Origin of the sequence: Simplicispira sp. 125 (assembly GCF_003096555.1) — a bacterium.
GTDB lineage: Bacteria > Pseudomonadota > Gammaproteobacteria > Burkholderiales > Burkholderiaceae_C > Simplicispira.
In genome coordinates, this window is record NZ_QEKM01000001.1 from 2,545,070 (window position 1) to 2,566,842 (window position 21,773).

The window sequence follows — 21,773 nt, forward strand, 5'->3', positions numbered from 1 at the left end:
GGCTTAACCAAAGCGCACCGGCTCACCCTGCCGGTTGAACGGGATAAAGGCGCTGTGCGCGCCCTGCTTGATGGAGTCCACCATGCGCTGCAGGGGGGCTTCAGCCTCTTCGCTGGTGGGCGCCTTGTCCAGCGTGCCGGACATGGCGGCAACGAACACCATGGCCCATTCGTGCCCGAACTGGCCAGACTCTTCGGCCAGCGCCTGGAAGGAGGCAATCTCCTCGGGGCGCTTGTCCACGCACATCATGGGCACCAGCGCGCCCCCTTGCCCTGCGGCAAAGCGTTCGCGCTGGGCGGGAGTGGCGTCGTCGGGCAGTTCCACACCGGCAAAAACAAACAACAGCCGCTGGGGTTCGGGCTGCGCACGGGCCGCGTGCAACAGGTCATCAAAACTTGCAATTTCCATGGTCACTCCAGGTATCCAAAAAATCAGCGGGCCGCACTAGCAGGCGGGGGATCGCCCAGTGTGCGCACATAGTCGGCTGGGCTCGGCCGAACCCGCGCGCTCTTGCGCGAGAGTACCGTCCCCAGGCTGACGAAGCACAGGGCATGCTCGCTCTCCTGCAGGCCGAAAAGTCGGCGTAAAGCCGTTGACTTGAGCGCTTTGCCGCTCGTCAGCGCAGACCCAAAGCCCAGCGCAGTGGCCATCAGCAGCATGTTCTGCAGGGCGCAGCCGGTGGAGATGAGGCGCTCGTACAGATCCACCTCGGGATCACCACGTTGGCCATCCACCACGGCCAGCAGCAGCACAGGCGATCGGAACGCCTTTTCGCGCGCCTGCTCCAACTGTTCGGGCAAGGCCATCGCATCGCGCTCCTGCAAGGCATCGGCAAAAACATCCGCCAAAAATGTGCGCTGCGCCTGTGGCACCAGCACAAATCGCCAGGGCAGCAACTGGCCGTGGTCGGGCGCATGCGCTGCCGCAGCCACGATACGGTCGAGCTGCTGCGCATCGGGCCCTGGATCGCCCAGCCGCTTGGGCAAAATCGTCTGCCGCGCCTGCATGAGCGTCGCCGCCATGGCGGCGAAATCTGCCGAAAACGGCATTGCTTGCGTGAAGGCCTGTTTTTCCATCGTGCGGCCTCAGCCCGGACGCCCATCCACGCGCAAGCGCCCATACCAGATGCCCAGCCGCACGCCCCAAACGCCCATGGTCCCCGTCCACAGCAGCGCTGCAACCAGCAGCAGGCTGCCCGAGAAAGCCGTCGGCAGGGTTGCCACGATACGCAGCACGGTGGCCGCCTGCAACACCCAGAACAAGGACCAGGCAATGCGGTCGGCCACCAGGGCGCGCCCACTGTGTCCACACGAAACACGGGTGACCATGGCCAGCATCAGCGACGCCAGGCACCCCATGGTGAGGGCATGCAGCGCCCCCAGGCCGAGGAAAGGCGTGTCTTGCACCAGCCCCAGCAACTGGGAAGCACCGGCCAGCACAAAGGACAGGCCCAACCAGAGAAAACCAATGTGCAGCATGGCCAGCAGACGGTTCTTGAGACTTTGCACCAGCCCCCACACCCCGGCCAACCACAACAGCACAGCGCCCACGCCCAGCTCCAGCACGCCGCGCAGCAGCATCCAGACGGGCGCCACGGGGCCGCGCAGCGGCCCTTCAAATTCCACCCAGACGGCGGCTGCTTCAAAGGCCGCGGCCCCCAGCATCAGCCACAACAGCCAGAGCGGGCGGAACACCGTCACCAGCGGCATCGCGCTGGAGGTGAAAAACGGAATCATGCGGTGCGCTACGGTGACGTACACCACCAGCACAAAGCCCCACAACCCGGTCAGAACGAATACCCGTGCGGTGTCCTGGGCGTCCCACACAAGGCTGGCACACAGGCCCAGCAGGCTCAAGCTGCCGACGATCGTGGCCACGCCAATCGCCCGTGCATGGACCTGGTCTTCGGCCCGGCTGCGCAGCACCAGACGCCAGAACAGCACACCCATGGAGGTCAGCCCCAACCACGCCAGCGCCGCGCCCAGCAGGCACACCGCGGCCGACAGGTGCGCGCCAGCCAGCCAGGTCAGCCAACCCACTGCCTGCAACACCAAAGGAGCGCGCAGGGTGCGCGTCGGCCAGGGCTCAACGCCTAGCCATTTGGGCCCGGCGGTAAAAAGAAAGCCGGAAAAAAACAGCGGAATGAAACCGAACACCATGGCGGCCGCATGCACCACCGAGGGAGAGAGCGGGTAGGCCAGCGTTGGCCAAGAAGAGACACGAGAGACCTGTACCAGCGTCCACCATGCGCCCGAAGCCACCAGCAGCACCATAGCCAGGAAGAACCCCAGCCGGTGCGGTGCGAGCATCAAGTAACGCCAACGCCAGAGCCGATCTTGCTGCGCCACTGCTTCGGCGGAGGGTTTGCCCGCAACGGGCCGCACCGGAATGACCGGCCGCTCACTCACCCACAGGTTCCCAGGTGGCCGCACTGGGTGCAATAGTCGCAACCGTCCTTGCGGATCATGGCATGGGCGCCACACTCTGAACACTTCTTGCCGGCCATGACAGGGGGCATGGCGGCCAGCGGCGCATCGCCCTGCACCGACTCCTGCACAACAGGGCCGTGCTGTCGTGCACGGCGGGCCAGGATGTTCTGGATGGCGTAGGCAATCGCGGCCACTTCGGAGTCATGCCACTTGGGCACCTGCGTGCCGTCGTCCTTCTGGTGCGTCCCCAGGCGCACGGGGCCACGGTCCCAGGCGACCTTGCGCATGTCGGAGAGCGCACGTTCCAGGAAACCGCCGCGTGCGGCCAGCGACAGCAGACGCATGCTCGACGTGACCCATTGCTGCGATTCGCCACTCTGGCCCACGGGCATGAAAAATTCGATGGCACGGTCGACCGTACCGGTGCCCTCGGCATTGGGAACCGGCAAGAACGAGACGATGAGGTACAGGCGCTTCTGGCCTTCCTGAGTCCAGTAGTCCACCTTCTCGGCCACGGCCGAAAGGGCGCCCTTGGGACGGCTTTCAATCACCGTTCGCATGGGGTCGACCGGCGGCGCGTCGAGCGCAGCGGCTGGTGAATGGTCGGCCTGCGGCGCCGAGTGCACTTCGAGCACGGAGCCCAGAATGCTGTTCGGGCGGTAGGTAGCCAGACCCTTGAGGCGCGCACGCCAGGCCTGCAAATACAGCCCCTTGAAATCTTCGTAGGGATAGTCGGCCGGGATGTTGACCGTCTTGGAGATGGCCGTGTCCACGAAAGGCTGCACAACCTTCATCATGGCGATGTGGTCCTGTGCCGACATCTCCAGCGCCGAGACAAAGTACTCGGGCAGCTTGTTGACGTCGCCGCCCAGCTCGCGGTACAGGCGCCAGGAGTGGTCTTCCACCGCGTACTCGGCCATGCTGCCGTCGGCCTCGCGCTTCTTGCGCTTGTACATCCAGGAAAACGGTGGCTCGATGCCGTTCGACGCATTGTCGGCAAAGGCCAGGCTCACAGTGCCGGTCGGGGCGATCGACAACAGGTGGCTGTTGCGGATGCCGTGCGTACGGATCTGTTTCTTCAGCGCCGCGGGCAGACGGCTGGCGAAGGTACCTTCGGCCAAATAGCCGTCGGCGTTGAACTGGGGAAAGGCACCCTTCTCGCGTGCCAGCTCCACCGATGCGGCATAGGCGCAATCGCGCATGTGCTCGGCGATGCGTGCAGCCATGGTGCGCCCCTCATCGCTGTCGTAGCGCAGGCACAGCATGGCCAGGGTATTGCCCATGCCGGTAAAACCCACGCCAATACGGCGCTTGGCCTTGGCCTCGGCGTCCTGCTGCGGCAGCGGCCAGAAAGTCACGTCGAGCACGTTGTCGAGCGCACGCACCTGCAGCGCGACCGATTTCGCAAACGATTCGAAATCAAAAGCGGCAGCACCGTCAAAACCGAAGGGGTTGCGCACGAACCGCGTCAAGATGATGGGGCCGAGGTCGCAGCAGCCGTAGGACGGCAAAGGCTGCTCGCCGCAGGGGTTGGTGGCGGCGATCTTCTCGCAGTAACGCAGGTTGTTGTCCTGGTTGATGTGGTCCAGGAACAGGATGCCCGGCTCGGCGAAGTCGTAGGTGGACTTCATGATGGTGTCCCACAGCTCGCGCGCGGGCAGGCTCTGGTACACCCACAGACCGTCGGCGCGCTGGTAGGCCCCCTGCTCCATCACGGTAATGCCCGGACGGGACTTGTGCACCAGCTCCCAAGGCCGGTCGTCCTGCACTGCCTGGATGAAAGCATCGCTCACACCCACCGACACATTGAAGTTGTTCCATCGGCCCGGCGTGCGCTTGGCGGTGATGAAATCGAGCACATCGGGATGGTCGATGCGCAGCACGCCCATCTGCGCGCCACGGCGCGCGCCCGCGCTCTCGACGGTGGAGCATGACTGATCAAACACATTGATATAACTACACGGGCCCGAGGCCATCGAGTGCGTGCCTTTGACCTCGGCACCGCGGGGACGAATGCGTGAGAAGTCATAGCCCACGCCACCGCCCCGGCGCATGGTTTCGGCCGCTTCGCGCAAGGCCTCGTAGATGCCGGGAAAACCTTCGTCGTCCATGCCCTGGATGCAATCGCCCACGGGCTGAACAAAGCAGTTGATGAGCGTCGCCTGGATGTCGGTACCGGCAGCACTCATGATGCGCCCGGCACCAATGGCACCGGCATGCATGTTGGCGAGGAACAAGCCCTCGTATTTTTCGCGGTCGGCCTCGGCTTCTACCGACGCTAGCGCGCGCGCCACGCGGCGAAAGAGGTCTTCGGCGCTGGTTTCACCCGCCTTGAGGTATTTTTCCTTCAACACATCCAGGCTGATGGGTTGGGTTGCCGTCAGATCGTGTGCACGACCCAGGTTTTCTCGCTTCATGGTGCCAATCCCGTAGATATTGCTGGAGACAAGACCTCGCTGTAGCCACGCGGCTCGGAGGTGCGGCAGGCCCAAGCCGGATCGGCCGGGTGCCAGTCAGTCGGCAGTGTAGCGCCTTGATTCCAGCAGACCGTCAGGGGTTTACCTGCCGCCTGCGCCCATCTGGCGTCCAGCCTTGTTCTGCGCCAAGTGTAAATTATTGTTACGACTCCGATACCCCAGCCCGGCATCCGGGCTATTCATCGCCCAACACCTGACCATCGTGTTCCACGTAGGGGTGATAGGGGCCCGTGCCACAGGTGGTGGCCACCGAAGCGGCAACAAACCCCCCGGTCTGCACATCGAAGACATGCACTTCGCCGTCTTCGATCACGTAATGCCAGCCGTGCAAGGTAATGCTCCCGTCCTGGATTCGCCTGTGCACCATGGGGTAGTCCATCAGACGTTCGAGTTGCAGCACCACCGCGCGCTGTTCGGTGCGGCGAAGGGCCTCGGGGCCGGGCACCACCGGCAGTGCCGCCTTGCGTCCAAGATCAAGCCAACGCCGCAGGTTGTGCGCTTCGGCGGGAACCTCTCCATAGATGGCCTTGATGGCCCCGCAATGGCTGTGCCCGCACACAATGATACGGCTCACCTCCAGACTCAACACCGCGAACTCAATGGCGGCAGCGGTTCCATGCAGGCCATACGATCCGTCGTAGGGCGGCACAAACGCCCCCACATTGCGCACCAGGAACAGCTCTCCCGGCCCCGCACCCGTCAGCAGATGCGGTACCAAGCGGGAATCCGAACAGCCTATGAAAAGCGTGGTCGGATGCTGCCCCTCATCGACGAGGGTTTTGAACTGCTGCCGGTACTGCGGAAAGGCGTCCTGGTTAAAGCTACGCAGGCGCTCCAATAGATCGTCATCGGGCATGGCCGGCTTTCTGCCCGCCGGCAAAGCCGGGCGGGCGACCCACTCATTGAACCAGTGGCGTGTCTGCGCCTTCGATATCCACGCCTTCCAGCGTGGCCGCACCGGCAAGCAATTGCAGGTACTGGCGCAAGGCATTCATCCAGGTCTGCTGGCGCAGGGACAGCGCCACAGCACCCCGAACCTGCTCGAACGAAGGCTGCTCGCCCGCCTCGCGCGCGACCACTTCCACGACATGCAGGCCGAAACGACTGTGCACCAAACGGGACAGCACGCCAATCTCGACACCGCCAAAAACCTCCCGTGCAAACTCGGGCGCACAGTCGGCGCGCGTCAGCCAGCCCAGCTCACCGCCTTGCGCTCCGCTGGGGCAGTTGGACCACTTCTGCGCAGCCGTTTGGAAGGTAGCTCCGCCATCGTCGGCACAGCGCAGCTCCAGCAGCAGCGCTTCGGCACGCAAGCGCAGTTGCTTGACATCAACGCCAGGCGTGACGGCAAACAACACGTGCCGCAATTGCACGCGCTCTCCCTGCACATGGGCACCAGGATGGGCTTCGTGGTAGCGGCGGCAGGCTTCCTCGGAAGGATCGGGCACCTGCAGCTCGCGTTCCAGCAACTGCTCGATGGCCGCTGCCGCGGCCTCGCTGGTGGTGCCATCGGTCGCGGGCAGGTCTTGTGCAGACAGCAAGCCCGCCTCCTGTGCAGCCTGGCGCAGAAGCTCGGTGCAGGCGCGCTGGCGCAGCATTTCGGGGTCGATCAACTGGCCTGCCTCATGCAAGCTCACGCCATTGACCCGCGCAACGGGCCCATGGCCCATGGGCTCCACACGGGTCGCCGCCGCAGGCTCGGCCAGAGGGGCCGCAGCCGCCAAACTGCTCACCAATGCGTCGTAGGCGACCTGCTGCTCGGGTGTCAGCGGGTTGGTTTTTTCAGGGGCGGTGGTTGCACAGCCGCAACCGCCTGATCCACATCCACTCATGGGTTTCTCCTCAAGAGTCGCTCAAGATCGATTACTTGGCCGCAGGCTGGTTGTGCCCTGCGGGAAGATTCAAACGGCGTGCACGCACCAACTGGTAAGGGCGCAGCACGTAGGCCAGCGTGCCAAATCCGCTCCACACGTGCACCAGGCGGGTAAACGGGAAGATCAGAAACACAGTCATGCCCAGGAACATGTGGGCCTTGAAGACCCAGCCGGCTCCTGCCAACAGCTCCACACCGCCCGTGCGGAAGGTGACGATGCGCTGCCCCCATTCGGCCAGGCGCATCATCATGGAGCCATCCAGATGCTGCGCCGACAGCGGAATGGTGGCCAGACCGAGGGCCAGCTGAACCCACAACAGCCACAGCAGCACGATGTCGCTGGTCTTGGAGGTCGCACGGATCCGGGGATCCGTCAGGCGGCGATGCAGCAGGAGCGACAGGCCGATGATGCCCAGAACGCCGGCAATGCCGCCGCTGACCATCGCCATCAGTTGCTTGGCGCCCGCACCGATGAAATGCTCATAGATGAAGTGCGGCGTGAGCATGCCGACGAAATGCCCGAAGAACAGGAACAGCACGCCGATGTGGAACAGGTTGCTGCCCCAGCGCAGGCTGCCGGTGCGCAGCAACTGCGAGGAATCGCTTTTCCAGGTGTACTGGTCGCGGTCAAAACGGATCAGGCTGCCAATGAAGAACACAGCCAGGCAAATATAGGGATAGATGCCAAACAGCAGGGTATCAAGCCAGGCGGTCATAGGGGCGCTCCTTCTGGTGCACGGGGATTACGGACAAAATGCAGGGGTTGCGGCTGACCAGGCTTGGCTTGGCCACGGGTGCTGCAACCGTCAAAGGCGACGGGCTCATCCCAGGAATCATCGATCTCGGGCTCTTCCGGAACGGGCACGGCCTGCGCCGGCTGCCCGGCGATCTCGAGGATGGCGCCAATCACGCTGGCGTAGGGACTCCCACGCGCCACCAGTGCACTAAAAAGCGAGGTCAGGATATGGGCCATTTCGCCCAAGAATCCGCATGCCACCTCGGGCGGCTGCGTCGAAGCAAACTCCAGCACCACCGGAAGGTGGTCGGGCAGCTCAGGGGCACTGAACTGCAGGCCGGCGCGCTCATAGGTTTGCAGCAGATCGATGAGGGCTGGGCCCCGGTCGCGCGAGTCGCCATGCACGTGTTCAAACAAGTGCAGTGATGACGAGCGCCCACGGTCGAAGGTCTCGACATAGCGGGACTCTGCCTCCATCGGGTCGGATGTAGCGAGCTGGCGGCACAGGGCCACCAACTCGGCCAGGCGGTCCGTCTTGAGCGCCTGTTCCACCTGCAAGGCATCGGCCAGTTGCTGCATTTCCGCGCGCAACTCTGCGTCGGGGTAACTCAGCAAATGCGCCAGCGCCCGCAGCGTCAGACGCAAGGACTCCGGTTTTTTCTTGAACATGGCGGCTCCTCAGACGGTGGCCTTGATCGGGATGGTGCGCGGCTTCTTGCCGCCAAACAGACTGACTTCGCTGGCGCCGTCCGAGCAGCCATTGCCGAACGAAAAACCGCAACCACCCCGAATATCGAAGGCGTTTTCCGCATACTCGCGGTGCGTCGTGGGGATGACGAAACGGTCTTCATAATTCGCAATCGCCATGATCTGGTACATGTCTTCGGCTTCGTGCAGCGTCAGACCGACCTGTTTGAGCACCGACAGGTTCTGGCGCTGCTCCACATGCTTTTCGCGCTGGTAGGTCCGCATGGCCAACATGCGCTCCAGCGCGCGCACCACAGGAGCGGTATCGCCCGCGGTGAGCAGGTTGGCGAGGTACTGCACGGGAATGCGCAGTTGCGACACGTCCGGAATTTCGCCATTGGTGCTGACCTGCCCCGCATTGGCCGCCGCTGTAATCGGCGAGAGCGGCGGGACATACCAGACCATGGGCAGCGTGCGGTACTCCGGGTGCAGCGGCAGGGCGACCTTCCATTCCACCGCCATCTTGTAGACCGGGCTGTTGCGTGCGGCGTCCATCCAGTTGTCGGGGATGCCGTCGATCCGGGCCTGCTTGATGACTTCGGGGTCGTTGGGGTCGAGGAAAATGTCGAGTTGGGCCTGGTACAGATCGCGGTCGCGCTCCACACTGGCGGCTTCCTGGATACGGTCTGCGTCGTACAGCAGCACGCCCAGGTAGCGGATACGGCCCACGCAGGTTTCCGAGCACACCGTGGGCTGACCGGCTTCGATGCGCGGGTAGCAGAAGATGCACTTCTCGGCCTTGCCGGTTTGCCAGTTGTAGTAAATCTTCTTGTAGGGGCAGCCTGAGATGCACATGCGCCAGCCGCGGCATTTGTCCTGGTCGATCAGGACGATGCCGTCTTCCTCGCGCTTGTAAATCGAGCCGGAAGGGCACGACGCCACGCAGGCCGGGTTCAGGCAGTGCTCGCACAGACGCGGCAGGTACATCATGAAGGTGTTTTCGAACTGCCCGTAGATGTCCTTTTGCACATTGTCGAAGTTGCGATCGATGTTGCGCTTGCTGAACTCGCCGCCCAGCAGTTCCTCCCAGTTCGGGCCCCATTCGATCTTTTCCATGCGCTGGCCGGTGATCAGGCTGCGCGGGCGGGCCGTCGGCGGCGCCTTCATCTCGGGCGCCGACTGCAGGTGGTCGTAGTCGAACGTGAAAGGCTCGTAGTAATCATCAATCTGCGGCAGGTTGGGGTTGGCAAAGATGCGCATGAGCATCTTCCACTTGCCCCCCTGGCGCGGCACGATACTGCCGTCAGCATTGCGGTTCCAGCCGCCGTTCCACTTGTCCTGGTTCTCCCACTCCTTGGGGTAACCAATACCGGGTTTGGTCTCGACGTTGTTGAACCAGGCGTACTCCACACCGGGTCGGCTGGTCCAGACGTTCTTGCAGGTGACCGAGCAGGTGTGGCAGCCGATGCACTTGTCCAGGTTCAGCACCATGCCGATTTGTGCGCGAATTTTCATCGTGTTCTCCTTCTTGCGGGGCTGCTTAAGCGTGGGACGTTGCGGCTTCGGCCGGTTCGTCCATCCAGTCCACGCGATTCATCTTGCGCACCACCACGAACTCATCACGGTTGGTACCAATGGTTCCGTAATAGTTGAAACCGTAGCTGTACTGCGCATAGCCGCCGATCATGTGCGTGGGCTTGAGCACGATACGGGTCACCGAGTTGTGGATACCACCACGGGTTCCGGTGATTTCCGAACCGGGGGTGTTGATGATTTTTTCCTGTGCGTGGTACATCATCACCATGCCGTTTTTCACGCGCTGGCTGACCACGGCACGTGCTGCAATGGCACCGTTAGAATTGAACAGCTCCACCCAGTCGTTGTCCACGATTCCTGCGCTGCGGGCATCGTCCTCGCTCAACCAGATCACCGGCCCACCACGATTGAGCGTGAGCATGTGCAGGTTGTCGCTATAGGTTGAGTGGATACCCCACTTCTGGTGCGGCGTGATGAAGTTCAGGGCAATCTCGGTGTTGCCGTTGGACATCTTGCCCTGCACCTCGTGCATTGCCTTGAGGTTGACCGGCGGACGGTAGCTGCAGAAACCCTCGCCAAAGTCACGCATCCATGGGTGATCCTGGTAGAACTGCTGACGGCCCGTCAGGGTGCGCCATGGAATCAGCTCATGCACGTTGGTATAGCCGGCGTTGTAGCTGACCTTCTCGCTCTCCAGGCCGCTCCAGGTCGGTGAGCTGATGATCTTGCGCGGCTGCGCCTGGATGTCGCGGAAACGGATTTTTTCGTCCTCGCGGTGCAGCGCCAGGTGAACGTGGTCGCGCCCGGTCTGCTTGCCCAGGGCCTCCCAGGCCTTGCAGGCCACGTGGCCGTTGGTTTCCGGCGCCAGCATCATCACCACTTCGGTCGCATCGATGTCGGTCACGATGCGTGGCATACCCTGTGTGACACCTTCGTCGCGTACCCGGCCATTGAGATCGCCCAACTGGCCCACCTCTGTCTGCGTGTTCCAGGAAATGCCCTTGCCGCCATTACCCACCTTGTCCATCAGCGGGCCCAGGGCCGTGAAGCGCTTGAACAGGTTCGGATAGTCACGCTCGACAACCGTGATTTGCGGGGCGGTCTTGCCTGGAATAAAGGCGACTTCGCCCTTCTTCCAGTCGCGCACGCCATAGGGCTGCGCCATTTCCGCAGGCGTGTCATGCATGATGGGTGTGAGAACCACATCCTTCTCCACGCCCAGGTGGCCCACGCTGACTTCGCTCACGGCCTTGGCAAAGCCCTTATAGATTTCCCAGTCGCTGCGCGCCTGCCAGGCGGGCTCCACCGCCGTGGACAGCGGGTGGATGAAGGGGTGCATATCGCTGGTGTTGAGGTCGTTCTTCTCGTACCAGGTGGCCGTGGGCAGCACGATGTCCGAATACAGGCAGGTCGTACTCATGCGGAAATCCAACGTGACCAGCAAATCCAGCTTGCCTTCGGGGGCCTGGGCGTGCCAGCGCACCTCTTCCGGCTTGGCATCCTGCGTACCCAGGTCCTTGCCTTGCACACCGTTGGTGGTGCCTAGCAGGTGCTTGAGGAAGTACTCGTGTCCCTTGCCCGAGGAACCCAGGATGTTCGAGCGCCAAACGAACATGTTGCGCGGCCAGTTGGCCGGGTTATCCGGGTCTTCGCAGCTCATCTTGAGCGACCCATCCTGCAGGGACTTGGCTACGTAGTCCTTGGCGTCCATGCCCCGGGCCTGCGCATCCTTGAAGACCTGCAAGGAGCTGACCTCCAGTTGCGGCGCCGATGGCAACCAGCCCATGCGCTCGGCGCGCACGTTGTAGTCGATCTGGGCACCGTGGTACGCACTGGCATCCGCCAGGGGCGAGAGGATTTCTTCCATGCCCAGTTTTTCATAGCGCCACTGGTCGGTGTGCGCATAGAAGAAACTGGTGCTGTTCATCTGGCGCGAAGGACGAATCCAGTCCAGCGCGAAGGCCAATGCCGTCCAGCCGGTTTGCGGACGCAGCTTTTCCTGGCCCACGTAGTGCGCCCAGCCACCACCACTCTGGCCGATACAACCACACATCATCAGCATGTTGATGATGCCGCGGTAGTTCATGTCGCAGTGGTACCAGTGGTTCATGGCCGCGCCGATGATCACCATGCTCTTGCCACGGGTCTTGTCAGCGTTGTCGCCAAACTGGCGTGCAATCGTGATGATCTGGTCACGTGGCACACCAGTGATTTTTTCCTGCCAGGCCGGGGTGTAGGGCGCATCGGCGTCGTAGCCGCCGTCCACCGCTTCGCCCGCCAGACCACGGTTTACGCCGTAGTTGGCCACCTGCAGGTCGAACACGGTTGCCACCATGACCTCGCCCGAAACACCGTCGCCGTCGAGCGCCAGGCGCGAGACCGGCACGCGGCGCAGCATGATATCGCCGCCGAGCTGTTCATTGGCAGTGAAGTTGGGCGTGGCCACGCCACCAAAATACGGGAACGCCACGTCGACAATCTCGTGCGCCTGTGCACCATCCTCGATCACCGATAGCTTGAGGGGTGTCTCGTTGGCCGTACGGGCGTCCTTGCTCTCCAGGTTCCACTGTCCCAGGTCAGGCCGCTCGTTGTCACCCCAGCGGAAGCCGATGGAGCCGGTGGGCAGGGCCACCTTGCCGTCCAGCCCATAGGCCACGGTCTTCCAGTCGGGGTTGTTGGTTTGGCCGAGTTGGTCCGGGAAGTCGCTGGCGCGCACATAGCGGCCGGGCACCAAGACCTTGCGGCCGTCGGGCAGGGTCTTTTCGTTCAACACGACCAGCAGAGGCAGGTCGGTGTAGCGGCGGACGTAGTCGTCAAAGTACGCCGAACGCTTGTTGAAATAGAACTCCTTGAGGATCACATGGCCCATGGCCATGGCCACGGCGGCATCCGTACCCTGCTTGGGGTGCATCCACAGGTCAGCCAGCTTGGCTACCTCGGAATAGTCGGGCGTGACCGCCACGGTTTTGGCGCCCTTGTAGCGCACTTCAGTAAAGAAGTGGGCATCGGGGGTGCGCGTCTGCGGCACGTTCGAGCCCCAGGCGATGATGAATGTGGAGTTGTACCAGTCGGCCGACTCGGGCACATCCGTCTGCTCGCCCCACACCTGTGGGCTGGACGGCGGCAAGTCGCAATACCAGTCGTAGAAGCTCATGCACACACCGCCAATCAGGCTCAGATAGCGACTGCCTGCGGCGTAGCTGATCATGGACATGGCCGGGATCGGCGAGAACCCGATGATGCGGTCCGGGCCGTGCTTCTTGATGGTGTAGACGTTGGCCGCCGCGATCATCTGGTTGACCTCGTCCCAGGTGCTGCGCACGAAACCTCCCAGGCCCCGCTGCTTTTGCCATTCGCGGCGTGCAGCGTCATTTTCGACGATGCTGGTCCAGGCTTCTACCGGGCCTTTGGCCACGGCCAGTGCGGCGCGCCAGTGCTTGAGCAGACGGCCACGCACCATGGGGTACTTGACGCGGTTGGCGCTGTACAGGTACCAGCTGTAGCTTGCGCCACGGGCACAGCCACGGGGCTCGTGGTTGGGCAGATCGGGGCGCGTACGCGGGTAGTCGGTCTGCTGCGTTTCCCACGTAACGATACCGCCCTTGACATAAATTTTCCAGGAGCAGGAGCCAGTGCAGTTGACACCGTGCGTGGAGCGCACGATCTTGTCGTGCGCCCACCGGTCGCGGTAAGCATCTTCCCAGGTACGGTCCTCACCGTTGGCCTGGCCATGGCCGTCGGAAAACGACTCTTTGGGCTGGGAAAAATACGTCAGGCGGTCAAGAAAATGACTCATCGGGGGCTCCTGTTTCTAATCTGGTAATCAAGAATCAGCACGGCATTTCGGCGTGCTTGCGTGCGTAGTACCACCAGGTCACTGCGATGCACACAACGTAAAAAACAGCAAAGGTCCATAGTGCCAGTTCTGGCCCGCCCGTCAAGGCAATGGAACTGCCATAGCTCTTCGGAATGAAAAATCCACCATAGGCAGCGAAAGCTGCGGTGAAGCCCAGCGTGGCCGCGCCCAGGGTATTACCCTCCTTGGTAGCGTTAGCCACAGCCTGCGCATCATGGGCATTCACACCGCGCATGGCTTCCGTCAGGAAGATCACGGGGATCATGCGGAAGGTCGAACCGTTGCCAATGCCTGTGGTCAAGAAGAGGAACAGGAAGCAGACAAAGAAGCCACCAAAGCTGCCGCCCACGCCGCCCTGGGGCAGGAACACGATCACACCGACCACAGCCAGGGCCATGACGACGAAGTTCCACAGAGTCACGCGCGCACCGCCAAATTTGTCGGCCAGCCAGCCACCAAAGGGGCGCACGACAGCACCCACCAGCGGGCCCAGCCAGGCATAAGCCAGGGGGTTGACGCCCGGAAACTGGCTCTTGATCAGCAGAGGAAAACCGGCGGCATAACCAATGAACGAGCCGAAGGTGCCAAGATACAAAAGGCACATCAGCCAGTTGTGCTTACGGCGGAAGATAGCGGCCTGTGTGGCAAAAGAGGCCTTGGCATCGGCAATGTCATTCATGCCAAACCACGCGGCCAGCGACGCCAGTGCAATCCATGGCACCCAGATGAACGCAGCGTTCTGCGTCCACACCTGGATGGTGTTGCCGTTCTTGACGATCGTCTGGGCTTCGCCACCAAAGATGCCGAAGATGCCAGCGGTCACTACGAGGGGACTCAGAAACTGCACCACCGACACACCCAGGTTACCCAGGCCAGCATTCACACCCAGCGCCGAGCCCTTGCGCTCCTTCGGAAAGAAGAAGCTGATATTGGCCATGCTGGAGCTGAAATTACCCCCGCCCAAGCCGCACAGCAGCGCCAGCACCAGCATGGTGGGGTAGCTGGTGGAGTTGTCCTGCACCGCGTAGCCGATACCGATGGCGGGGATCAGCAGCGTGGCGGTCGAGATCGACGTCCACCGGCGTCCACCGAACACAGGCACCATGAACGAATAAAAGATGCGCAACGTGGCACCACTGAGCGCCGGTGCCGCAGCCAGCCAGAACAGCTGATTGGTGGAGTACTTGAAGCCCAGGCCGGGCAGACTCACGGCAACCACGCTCCAGACCTGCCAGATGGCGAAGGCCAAGAAAAGTGCCGGCACCGAAATCCAGAGGTTGAGCTTGGCAACCGCCTCGCCCTCGCGCTCCCAGAAGTTTTTGTCTTCCGGGGTCCATAAGTGCAGCGTACCTCCGGGGCGCGCTGCGGGAGTCGTGGAAGCAGACATGGTGTTGTCCTTAGGTTAAAGATCAGGTCGCCGAGCGCGCTTGGGGCGATGGGGCATTGCCAAGCAGGTTGGTGCGACGCACCTCGGTGAAGTACATCCAGATCAGCGAGACCCAGACCACGCCGTACATCAGCATGAAAGCGCTGGAGCGCACGCCGGTCAGGTCCATCAGGGCGCCAAAGACAATGGGAAGCACAAAGCCCCCCAGGCCTCCGGCGAGCCCCACGATGCCGCTGATGGCGCCAATATTGGATGGATAGTCGTCACTGATGTACTTGAACACGCTGGCCTTGCCGAAGGCCCAGGCAATACCCAGGATGAACATCAGCGCGGTGAAGGCATACACATTCAGACCCAGATGGAAGGTCTTGGCACCGTTGACCGTGAGGATGGTGAAATCGGTTTGCGGATAGCTCAGCAGGAACAGGCAGATCCAGCTCACCCACATCACCCACCAGGTCACGCTGTGCGCGCCGAATTTATCGCTCAGCACGCCGCCAATGGCACGCAGCACACCACCAGGCAGCGAGAAGCATGCGGCCAGCAAGGCCGCGACACGGATGTCGAGCCCGTATTCACCCACGTAGTACTGCACCATCCACAGCGACAGCGCCACATAGCCACCGAAAACGATGCTGTAGTACTGGCAGTACTTGAGCACCTTGGGGTCCTTGAGGGCCTTGAGCTGGTCAGTGAACTTGACGTTGCTGGGTACCAGGTGGGCAGGATCGCTGTAGCTGAACATCCAGAACAGCACGAGCGCGCCCAGCATGATGGCAGCGTACACCTGCGGCACCATGGTCCAGCCAAAGGCCACCAGCAAAACAGGGGCCACGAACTTGTTCACAGCAGCACCCGAATTGCCCGCGCCATACACGCCCATGGCCGTGCCCTGGCGATTTTTAGGAAACCAGCGGGCCACATAGGGAGTGCCCACCGAGAAAGACCCTCCGGCCAAGCCGACGAACAGGCCAATGGTGAGAAAGTGCCAGTACTGGGTGGCATAGCTCATGAGCCAGATGGCCGGAATGGTGGCGGCCATCACACCCGCCATGACAATACGACCACCGTAACGGTCGGTCCAGATGCCCAGGGGCACACGCGACAGCGAGCCGGTGAGCACCGGCATGGACATCAGCAAACCGAATTGGGTGGCATTGAGGTCCAGCATTTTCTTGATCGGAATGCCGATCACGCCAAACATCATCCAGACCATGAAGCAGACTGTGAAGGACAGGGTGCTGACGATCAGCACGGACCACGCCTGGCGGGTTCTTTGCGGACTGTCGCCCGCGGGAAGCGGTGTGTTTGCCATGTGCACGATACCTCTCAAATGTGAGTGCTTGTATCGTGATGCATCGCCCAGTGCTTGCCTATCCTTCGCCTGGGAGGTTCAGGCAGGGCAAAAGAACTAGGGGATACCCAAGACCATCGTTCGAAAGAACTATGGCCGCACCAGTGGGTTATTCGACACGCCCCCGATCCGACGCATACACCGCCGCTTGGACACGCGACGACAAGCCCAATTTGCGCAGGATGTGCTGCACATGGATCTTGACGGTGGTCTCGGCGATGTCCAGTGTGCGGGCAATTTCCTTGTTGCTGGCGCCCCGGGCGATTTCGCGCAGCACCTCTTCCTCACGCGGCGACAGCGGCGTGGAATCCTCGGGCGCGGGCACCTGCACGGCAGGCAGCGTTGGCACCGGCTCACCCTGGGACTGGAAGGCCGCCACGAGCTTGCCCATGAGCTCCGGGCTGACCACCGGCTCGCCGCACGCGGCGCGGCGGATCGCCTGCGCCAGCAGGTCGCCATCGATGGTCTTGAGCAGATAACCCTGCGCGCCATTGCGCAGGGCCGTCGCCAGATCCTGCGCGTCCTCGCTCACCGTGAGCATCAGCACGCGGGCAGCGGGCGCGAGTTTGCGCAGATCCTGCACCGCATCGATCCCGGCCACCCCGGGCAGATGGTTGTCCAGCAAGATGATGTCGGGCTGCAGCGCGGGTGCCAGCCGCAGTGCCTGCGCGGCATCTCCCGCCTCGCCCACCACCTGCAGGCCCGGGTACTGCTCCAGCAGGGCAATGAGACCGCGGCGGAAAAGGGTGTGGTCATCCACCACCAAAATGGAAACATTCTGCATGTCAGGCATGGGCTTCGGGGTTGGGCATGGCGAGCGGCGCCACCACCGGGCGGGTGTGGCCCGGCATCTCGGGCAATTCGATGACCACGGTGGTTCCGTCGCCCACGGCAGACCGAACCTGCACCTGGGCGCCAATACCCTGGGCGCGCTCACGCATGATGCCCAGGCCGACGTGCAAGGAGTCGGGCGAGTGCTCGGCTACCTCGAAACCTGTGCCGTTGTCCTGCACCTCGAAGCGCCAACGGGGGTGCCTGTACACGCGCAGCTCAACGCGGCTGGCGCCCGAGTGCTTGCGCACGTTGGAGAGCGATTCCTGCAGCATGTGCAGCACTTGGATCTGTACATCCGGCGCCAGTGGCAGGCCATGGCCCGACATGCTCAGTGACGTGGCCACGCCGGTCTGGTGCTCGAACTTGGACAGCGTTGAGCGCAGGGCCGCCTCGATATCTTCCTCGCTGGTGCGGGTGCGAAAGTGCACCAGGAGTTCGCGCACGTCGGAATAGCATTCACGCACCCCCACGTCCAGCTCGGCCATGCTGCGGTCACGCGCCTGGATGTTGCCCTTGGCCACGGCATCGCGCAGCAGCTGGGTCTGTATTTTGAGAAAAGCCAGCGACTGGGCAATCGAATCATGCAGTTCGCGTGCCAGCAGGCTGCGCTCCTCGGACACGGCGGCCTCACGCTCCAGCGCGGCGGCGCGCAAGCTCTCCATGGAGCTGGCCAGGTGGCGCACCATGGCTTCCACCAATTCGCGCATCTCTGTCGTCAATTCCACGGCCGTACGGAAGAACAGGTTGATCTCGCCCAACAAGCGGTGCTGCAGCACCACGGGGATGGCCACCATGGTCTGGTAGCCAGCCTCCTGGCAATGCGGCAGCACCATGGTCTGCTGAGGGGTGATGGGAATGACCCGGGTGTGCGCCCGTTCGGCCGTAGGCCCGCACAGGCAGTTGCCCGCGTGCAGGCAATGCTCCTGCTCCACCATGGACTCGGGCATGCCGTCCGCCGCCAAAATCACATAACGCTCATTGCCCTCGTCGGACCAGCGCACCACCGCCGCATCAGCGCCTACCACACGGCGCACCTGCTGCACAAAACCATTGGCCAGCACGGACAGGCTGCCCGCCTCAGCAGCCTGGGCGCTCACCTCGTACAACGCGGCCAGCCGCTGGTTCTTGATTTCAACGCTGGCCGTCTTCTCGCGCACCTTGCCCTCCAGGTCGTCGTGCGAGGTTTGCAGGGCATGCGCCATCAAATTGAACCCGGCAGCCAGCTGGCCAAACTCGTCTTCAGTGTCCACCGGCAGGCGGGTGCCCAGGTCACCCTGGCGCACCATTGCCAATGCCTGCTGCAGCCGTGCCACCGGTATCAGCACCACCAAAAAACTCACCGCCATGAAAGCCACAGCGGCAAAAATGGCCAACCCCATCATGAACAGCTGAAACACATGCAGCGCCGCTGTCCAGCGGGCGATCTGCACTTCAATCGCCTCCACGAACCGGTCCATGCGCGAAACGACTGCGTCAGCGTGCGTTACGGCCTCGGCCGCAGGCGGGAGCGTCGCACCCAACCACTGCGCCCGCGTGAGTTGCCAGTCATCGTTAATCTCTGCAAAGTGCCCACGCGCATCGTCGCTCCAGGGCACGAAGAGCGGGCGCGACGAGTCACCTGTGCGCAGCAGTTCCAGACTGGTGTCAAAGCGCTGCGCCAGCACGCGCAGTTCGTCGGGGACGTTCGTCTGTATGGCCAACGCCATGCGCACCGTGAGCATGCGCAGGCGTCCCGCCTCGTTCACTGCGGCGGCGCCCCCTTCGAGCTTCCAGGTGATCCACAGCGTCAGGCCGATGGACGTCAGCGCCAACAGCAAAAAACCGCACCCGGTCGCCAGCAGCTTGGTGGTGAGGGTGGTTTTCGCGCGCATGGGCGCAGTGTAAGAGATGGGGTTTTAAACGCCAGGCCCGGCGCGGTGCGCGTAGCATGCGCAGCCATGCCGTCTCTTCCGCTTCTCCCTCGCTGGCGCCGCCACACCGCCCTCCTGGCGCTGCTGGTGTTGGCCTCCGGCTGCGCACTGCGCACGACTTCGCCGCCCACACCCCCCTGGCCCGGCGTTCTGCAGACCCTGCTGCCCACAGATGTGCTGCTGCTGGGCGAAAAACACGATGCTCCGCAGCACCAGCAATTGGAGCGGCAGGCCGTCACCTGGCTGACCGAACGCGGGCTGCTGGCCGCCCTGGTCATCGAGATGGCCGAACAAGGCCACGACACCCGTGCGCTGGCGTCCGGCGCTGACGAAGCGCAGGTGCAAACGGCCCTCGCCTGGGACACAAACGCCTGGCCCTGGTCTGCGTATGGCCCCGTGGTCATGGCAGCCGTACGCGCCGGAGTGCACGTGCTGGGCGGCAACCTGCCCCGCAGCGCATTGCGCGCCACGCTGGACCAGACCCCACTCGACGCCTTGCTCACCCCCGCCCAGCGGGCACGCCAGCAGCAGGCCGTGCGCGACGGCCACTGCGGCCTGCTGCCCGAGAGCCGTATCCCGGGCATGGTGCGCGTACAAGTGGCACGCGACCTGCACATGGCCCGCACCGTCGCATCTGCCCTGCACAGCGGCCAAGTGGTGCTGCTGGTGGCGGGCGCAGGCCATGTCGAGCGCGGCCTGGGTGTGCCGCTGCACCTGCCTGAAAATATCAAGCAAAAAGTGGTCATAGCGCATGCTGGATCAGCGGAACCAGCTATCAAAAACGCAGCGCATCTGGTACAGCAGACGCCCAGCCTGCCGCCCGACGATGCCTGCGCCACCCTGCGCGAGCGCTGGCAACCCGCGCCCGCACGCTGAGCACGCACGCTCGGGCGGTGCTGCGACAATGGCGCTGCTATGAAACTCCCCGCCTACGTTCTCACCCTCTCCTGCCCCGACCGACTGGGCCTGGTGCACGCTGTTTCCGGCTTTTTGCTGGAGCACGGCGGCAACATCGAAGAAGCCGCCCAGTTCAACGACCACGACACTGGCCTGTTCTTCATGCGCGTGCAATTTGCCTGCGACCGCCACGACCAGGCCACGCTGCGCGAGCGCCTGCAGGCCTTTGCCGAACCACACCAGATGCGCTGGAACCTGCACGCCACAGCCGAACCGCTGCGCACCGTGATCATGGTCAGCCGCGAAGGCCATTGCCTCAACGACCTGCTGTTCCGCTGGAAGTCAGGCCTGCTGCCGGTGGACATTCGCGCCATCGTCAGCAACCACCGCGACTTCTACCAGCTTGCTGCCAGCTACAACATCCCCTTCCACCACATCCCCGTGACGGCAGCCACCAAGGCCCAGGCCGAGGCACGGCAGTACGACATCATCGAAGCCGAGGATGCCGGACTGGTGGTGCTGGCGCGCTACATGCAGGTGCTGTCCAATGACCTGTGCACCAAATTGGCGGGTCGTGCCATCAACATCCACCACAGCTTTCTGCCCAGCTTCAAGGGCGCCAAGCCCTACTACCAGGCGCATGACCGGGGCGTCAAACTGATCGGCGCCACAGCGCACTACGTGACCGCCGACCTGGACGAAGGCCCGATCATTGAGCAAGACGTAGCCCGCGCCGACCACACCGACACCGTGGAGGACCTGACCGCCCGGGGCCGCGACACCGAAAGCCAGGTGCTGGCCCGCGCCGTGAAGTGGCACAGCGAGCACCGCGTGCTGCTCAACGGCCACAAGACCGTGGTCTTCCGCTAAGGCCGTCTGCCACCGTGGGCTCTTCTCCCATGACAACCAGCAGCGGGGCACGGCGCATTCCGCCCATCCAGTGCCTGCTGACCTTCGAGGCCCTGGCCCGTCTGCGCAGCGTCACGCTCACAGCCGACGAGTTGTGCGTCACGCCCAGCGCGGTCAGCCACCGTGTCAAGCAGCTGGAGCAAATCCTGGGCACGCAGCTGTTTGGCCGGGCTGATTTCTCCCTCACCACCGACGGCATTGCCTACCTGGCCCATGTGCGCGAAGGCCTGGGCGCGCTGCAGCGGTTTCCAGGCATGACCGGCACCCCCGGCAAACGGCGCCTGAAGCTGGCCGTGACGCCCACGTTTGCGCGCGTCATCCTGATCCCCCGGCTGCGCCAGTTCACCGAGGTGTACCCCGAGATCGACCTGGCGCTGCAGATCTCCATCCCCCTGCTGGACGTGGTCGCCGAAGATGCCGACCTGACCGTGCGCTTTGGCACCGGCCACTACGCCGACCTGGAGCACGCCGAAATCGCACGCGATGTGGTCACGCCCCTCGCATCGCCAGCGTGGCTGCGCGAGCACGGCCCGTTCGAGCGGCCCGATGAACTGGATGTGGGCACCCTGCTGCGCAGCCCCCTGGAGCCCTGGCGCACCTGGTTTTCGGCCGTGGGCCTGGACTGGCCCGAACCGCGCGAGGGCTCGCAGTTCAACGACGTAGGCCTGATGTGCGACGCCGCCGCCGCCGGCATGGGCGTGGCCCTGGTACGGCTCAAGCTGGGTGCGCCCTGGATCGAGAACGGCACCCTGGTGCGCCTGTTCGACACCGACGTGCCCAGCCCCCACGCGCACTACCTGTGCTGGCGCACCGGCACCATGGACCGCTGGGAATGCGCTGCCTTTGCCGAGTGGCTGCACAAAACTGTGATTTGATCCTCACAATCTT

At 63.3% G+C, this 21,773-nt stretch carries 17 protein-coding genes; 3 read left to right on the forward strand and 14 right to left on the reverse strand.

Features of this window, described 5'->3' with window-relative positions; genetic code table 11:
• Positions 1–3: 3 nt before the first annotated feature.
• From C8D04_RS11890 to C8D04_RS11955, 14 genes are all read right to left on the reverse strand, one after another.
• The gene (locus tag C8D04_RS11890; protein ID WP_116005040.1) at positions 4–408 is read right to left on the reverse strand and encodes a ribonucleotide reductase subunit alpha; all 405 of its coding nucleotides are present in this window, start codon (positions 406–408) and stop codon (positions 4–6) included.
• Positions 409–431: 23 nt separating this feature from the next.
• Positions 432–1,076: a nitroreductase gene (locus C8D04_RS11895; protein ID WP_199562999.1), complete on the reverse strand. Its 645-nt coding sequence runs from the start codon at positions 1,074–1,076 to the stop codon at positions 432–434.
• A 9-nt stretch (positions 1,077–1,085) separates the two neighbouring features.
• Positions 1,086–2,309 (reverse strand): NnrS family protein, encoded by a 1,224-nt coding sequence (locus C8D04_RS11900; RefSeq protein WP_116006164.1) that lies wholly within the window; start codon positions 2,307–2,309, stop codon positions 1,086–1,088.
• 95 nt (positions 2,310–2,404) lie between these two features.
• Positions 2,405–4,846, reverse strand: a complete 2,442-nt coding sequence (locus tag C8D04_RS11905) for an adenosylcobalamin-dependent ribonucleoside-diphosphate reductase (RefSeq protein WP_116005041.1) — start codon at positions 4,844–4,846, stop codon at positions 2,405–2,407.
• Positions 4,847–5,081: 235 nt separating this feature from the next.
• The gene (locus C8D04_RS11910; protein WP_116005042.1) at positions 5,082–5,762 is read right to left on the reverse strand and encodes a carbonic anhydrase; all 681 of its coding nucleotides are present in this window, start codon (positions 5,760–5,762) and stop codon (positions 5,082–5,084) included.
• Between the two features lie 43 nt (positions 5,763–5,805).
• Positions 5,806–6,576, reverse strand: coding sequence for a peptidylprolyl isomerase (locus C8D04_RS11915; protein WP_233521255.1), 771 nt, complete (start codon positions 6,574–6,576; stop codon positions 5,806–5,808).
• A gap of 193 nt (positions 6,577–6,769) precedes the next feature.
• Positions 6,770–7,495, reverse strand: coding sequence for a respiratory nitrate reductase subunit gamma (narI, locus tag C8D04_RS11920; RefSeq protein WP_116005044.1), 726 nt, complete (start codon positions 7,493–7,495; stop codon positions 6,770–6,772).
• A complete protein-coding gene (narJ, locus tag C8D04_RS11925) occupies positions 7,492–8,184 on the reverse strand; it encodes a nitrate reductase molybdenum cofactor assembly chaperone (RefSeq protein WP_116005045.1) in 693 nt (230 codons plus the stop codon). The genes narI and narJ overlap by 4 nt, the downstream gene beginning before the upstream one ends.
• Before the next feature lie 9 nt (positions 8,185–8,193).
• Positions 8,194–9,717, reverse strand: coding sequence for a nitrate reductase subunit beta (gene narH, locus C8D04_RS11930; RefSeq protein ID WP_116005046.1), 1,524 nt, complete (start codon positions 9,715–9,717; stop codon positions 8,194–8,196).
• Positions 9,718–9,742: 25 nt separating this feature from the next.
• A complete protein-coding gene (locus tag C8D04_RS11935; RefSeq protein WP_116005047.1) occupies positions 9,743–13,534 on the reverse strand; it encodes a nitrate reductase subunit alpha in 3,792 nt (1,263 codons plus the stop codon).
• A gap of 34 nt (positions 13,535–13,568) precedes the next feature.
• Entirely contained in the window at positions 13,569–14,981 is a 1,413-nt protein-coding gene (locus tag C8D04_RS11940; RefSeq protein ID WP_116005048.1) for an MFS transporter, read from the reverse strand.
• Between the two features lie 22 nt (positions 14,982–15,003).
• A complete protein-coding gene (locus C8D04_RS11945; RefSeq protein WP_116005049.1) occupies positions 15,004–16,296 on the reverse strand; it encodes a nitrate/nitrite transporter in 1,293 nt (430 codons plus the stop codon).
• 148 nt (positions 16,297–16,444) lie between these two features.
• Complete coding sequence (locus tag C8D04_RS11950) at positions 16,445–17,119, reverse strand: response regulator transcription factor (protein WP_116006165.1); 675 nt, start codon at positions 17,117–17,119, stop codon at positions 16,445–16,447.
• A 1-nt stretch (position 17,120) separates the two neighbouring features.
• Entirely contained in the window at positions 17,121–19,040 is a 1,920-nt protein-coding gene (locus C8D04_RS11955) for a type IV pili methyl-accepting chemotaxis transducer N-terminal domain-containing protein (RefSeq protein WP_116005050.1), read from the reverse strand.
• A gap of 66 nt (positions 19,041–19,106) precedes the next feature.
• On the opposite strand from C8D04_RS11955, the gene C8D04_RS11960 reads away from it, so the two are divergent.
• Genes C8D04_RS11960 through C8D04_RS11970 form a run of 3 tightly spaced genes read left to right on the forward strand, consistent with a single transcriptional unit; the run spans position 19,107 to position 21,760 of the window.
• On the forward strand, positions 19,107–19,955 hold the full coding sequence (locus C8D04_RS11960) for a ChaN family lipoprotein (protein ID WP_116006166.1): 849 nt from the start codon (positions 19,107–19,109) through the stop codon (positions 19,953–19,955).
• Positions 19,956–19,994: 39 nt separating this feature from the next.
• On the forward strand, positions 19,995–20,846 hold the full coding sequence (purU, locus tag C8D04_RS11965; RefSeq protein ID WP_116005051.1) for a formyltetrahydrofolate deformylase: 852 nt from the start codon (positions 19,995–19,997) through the stop codon (positions 20,844–20,846).
• A 29-nt stretch (positions 20,847–20,875) separates the two neighbouring features.
• Complete coding sequence (locus C8D04_RS11970; protein ID WP_116005052.1) at positions 20,876–21,760, forward strand: LysR substrate-binding domain-containing protein; 885 nt, start codon at positions 20,876–20,878, stop codon at positions 21,758–21,760.
• Positions 21,761–21,773: the final 13 nt, after the last annotated feature.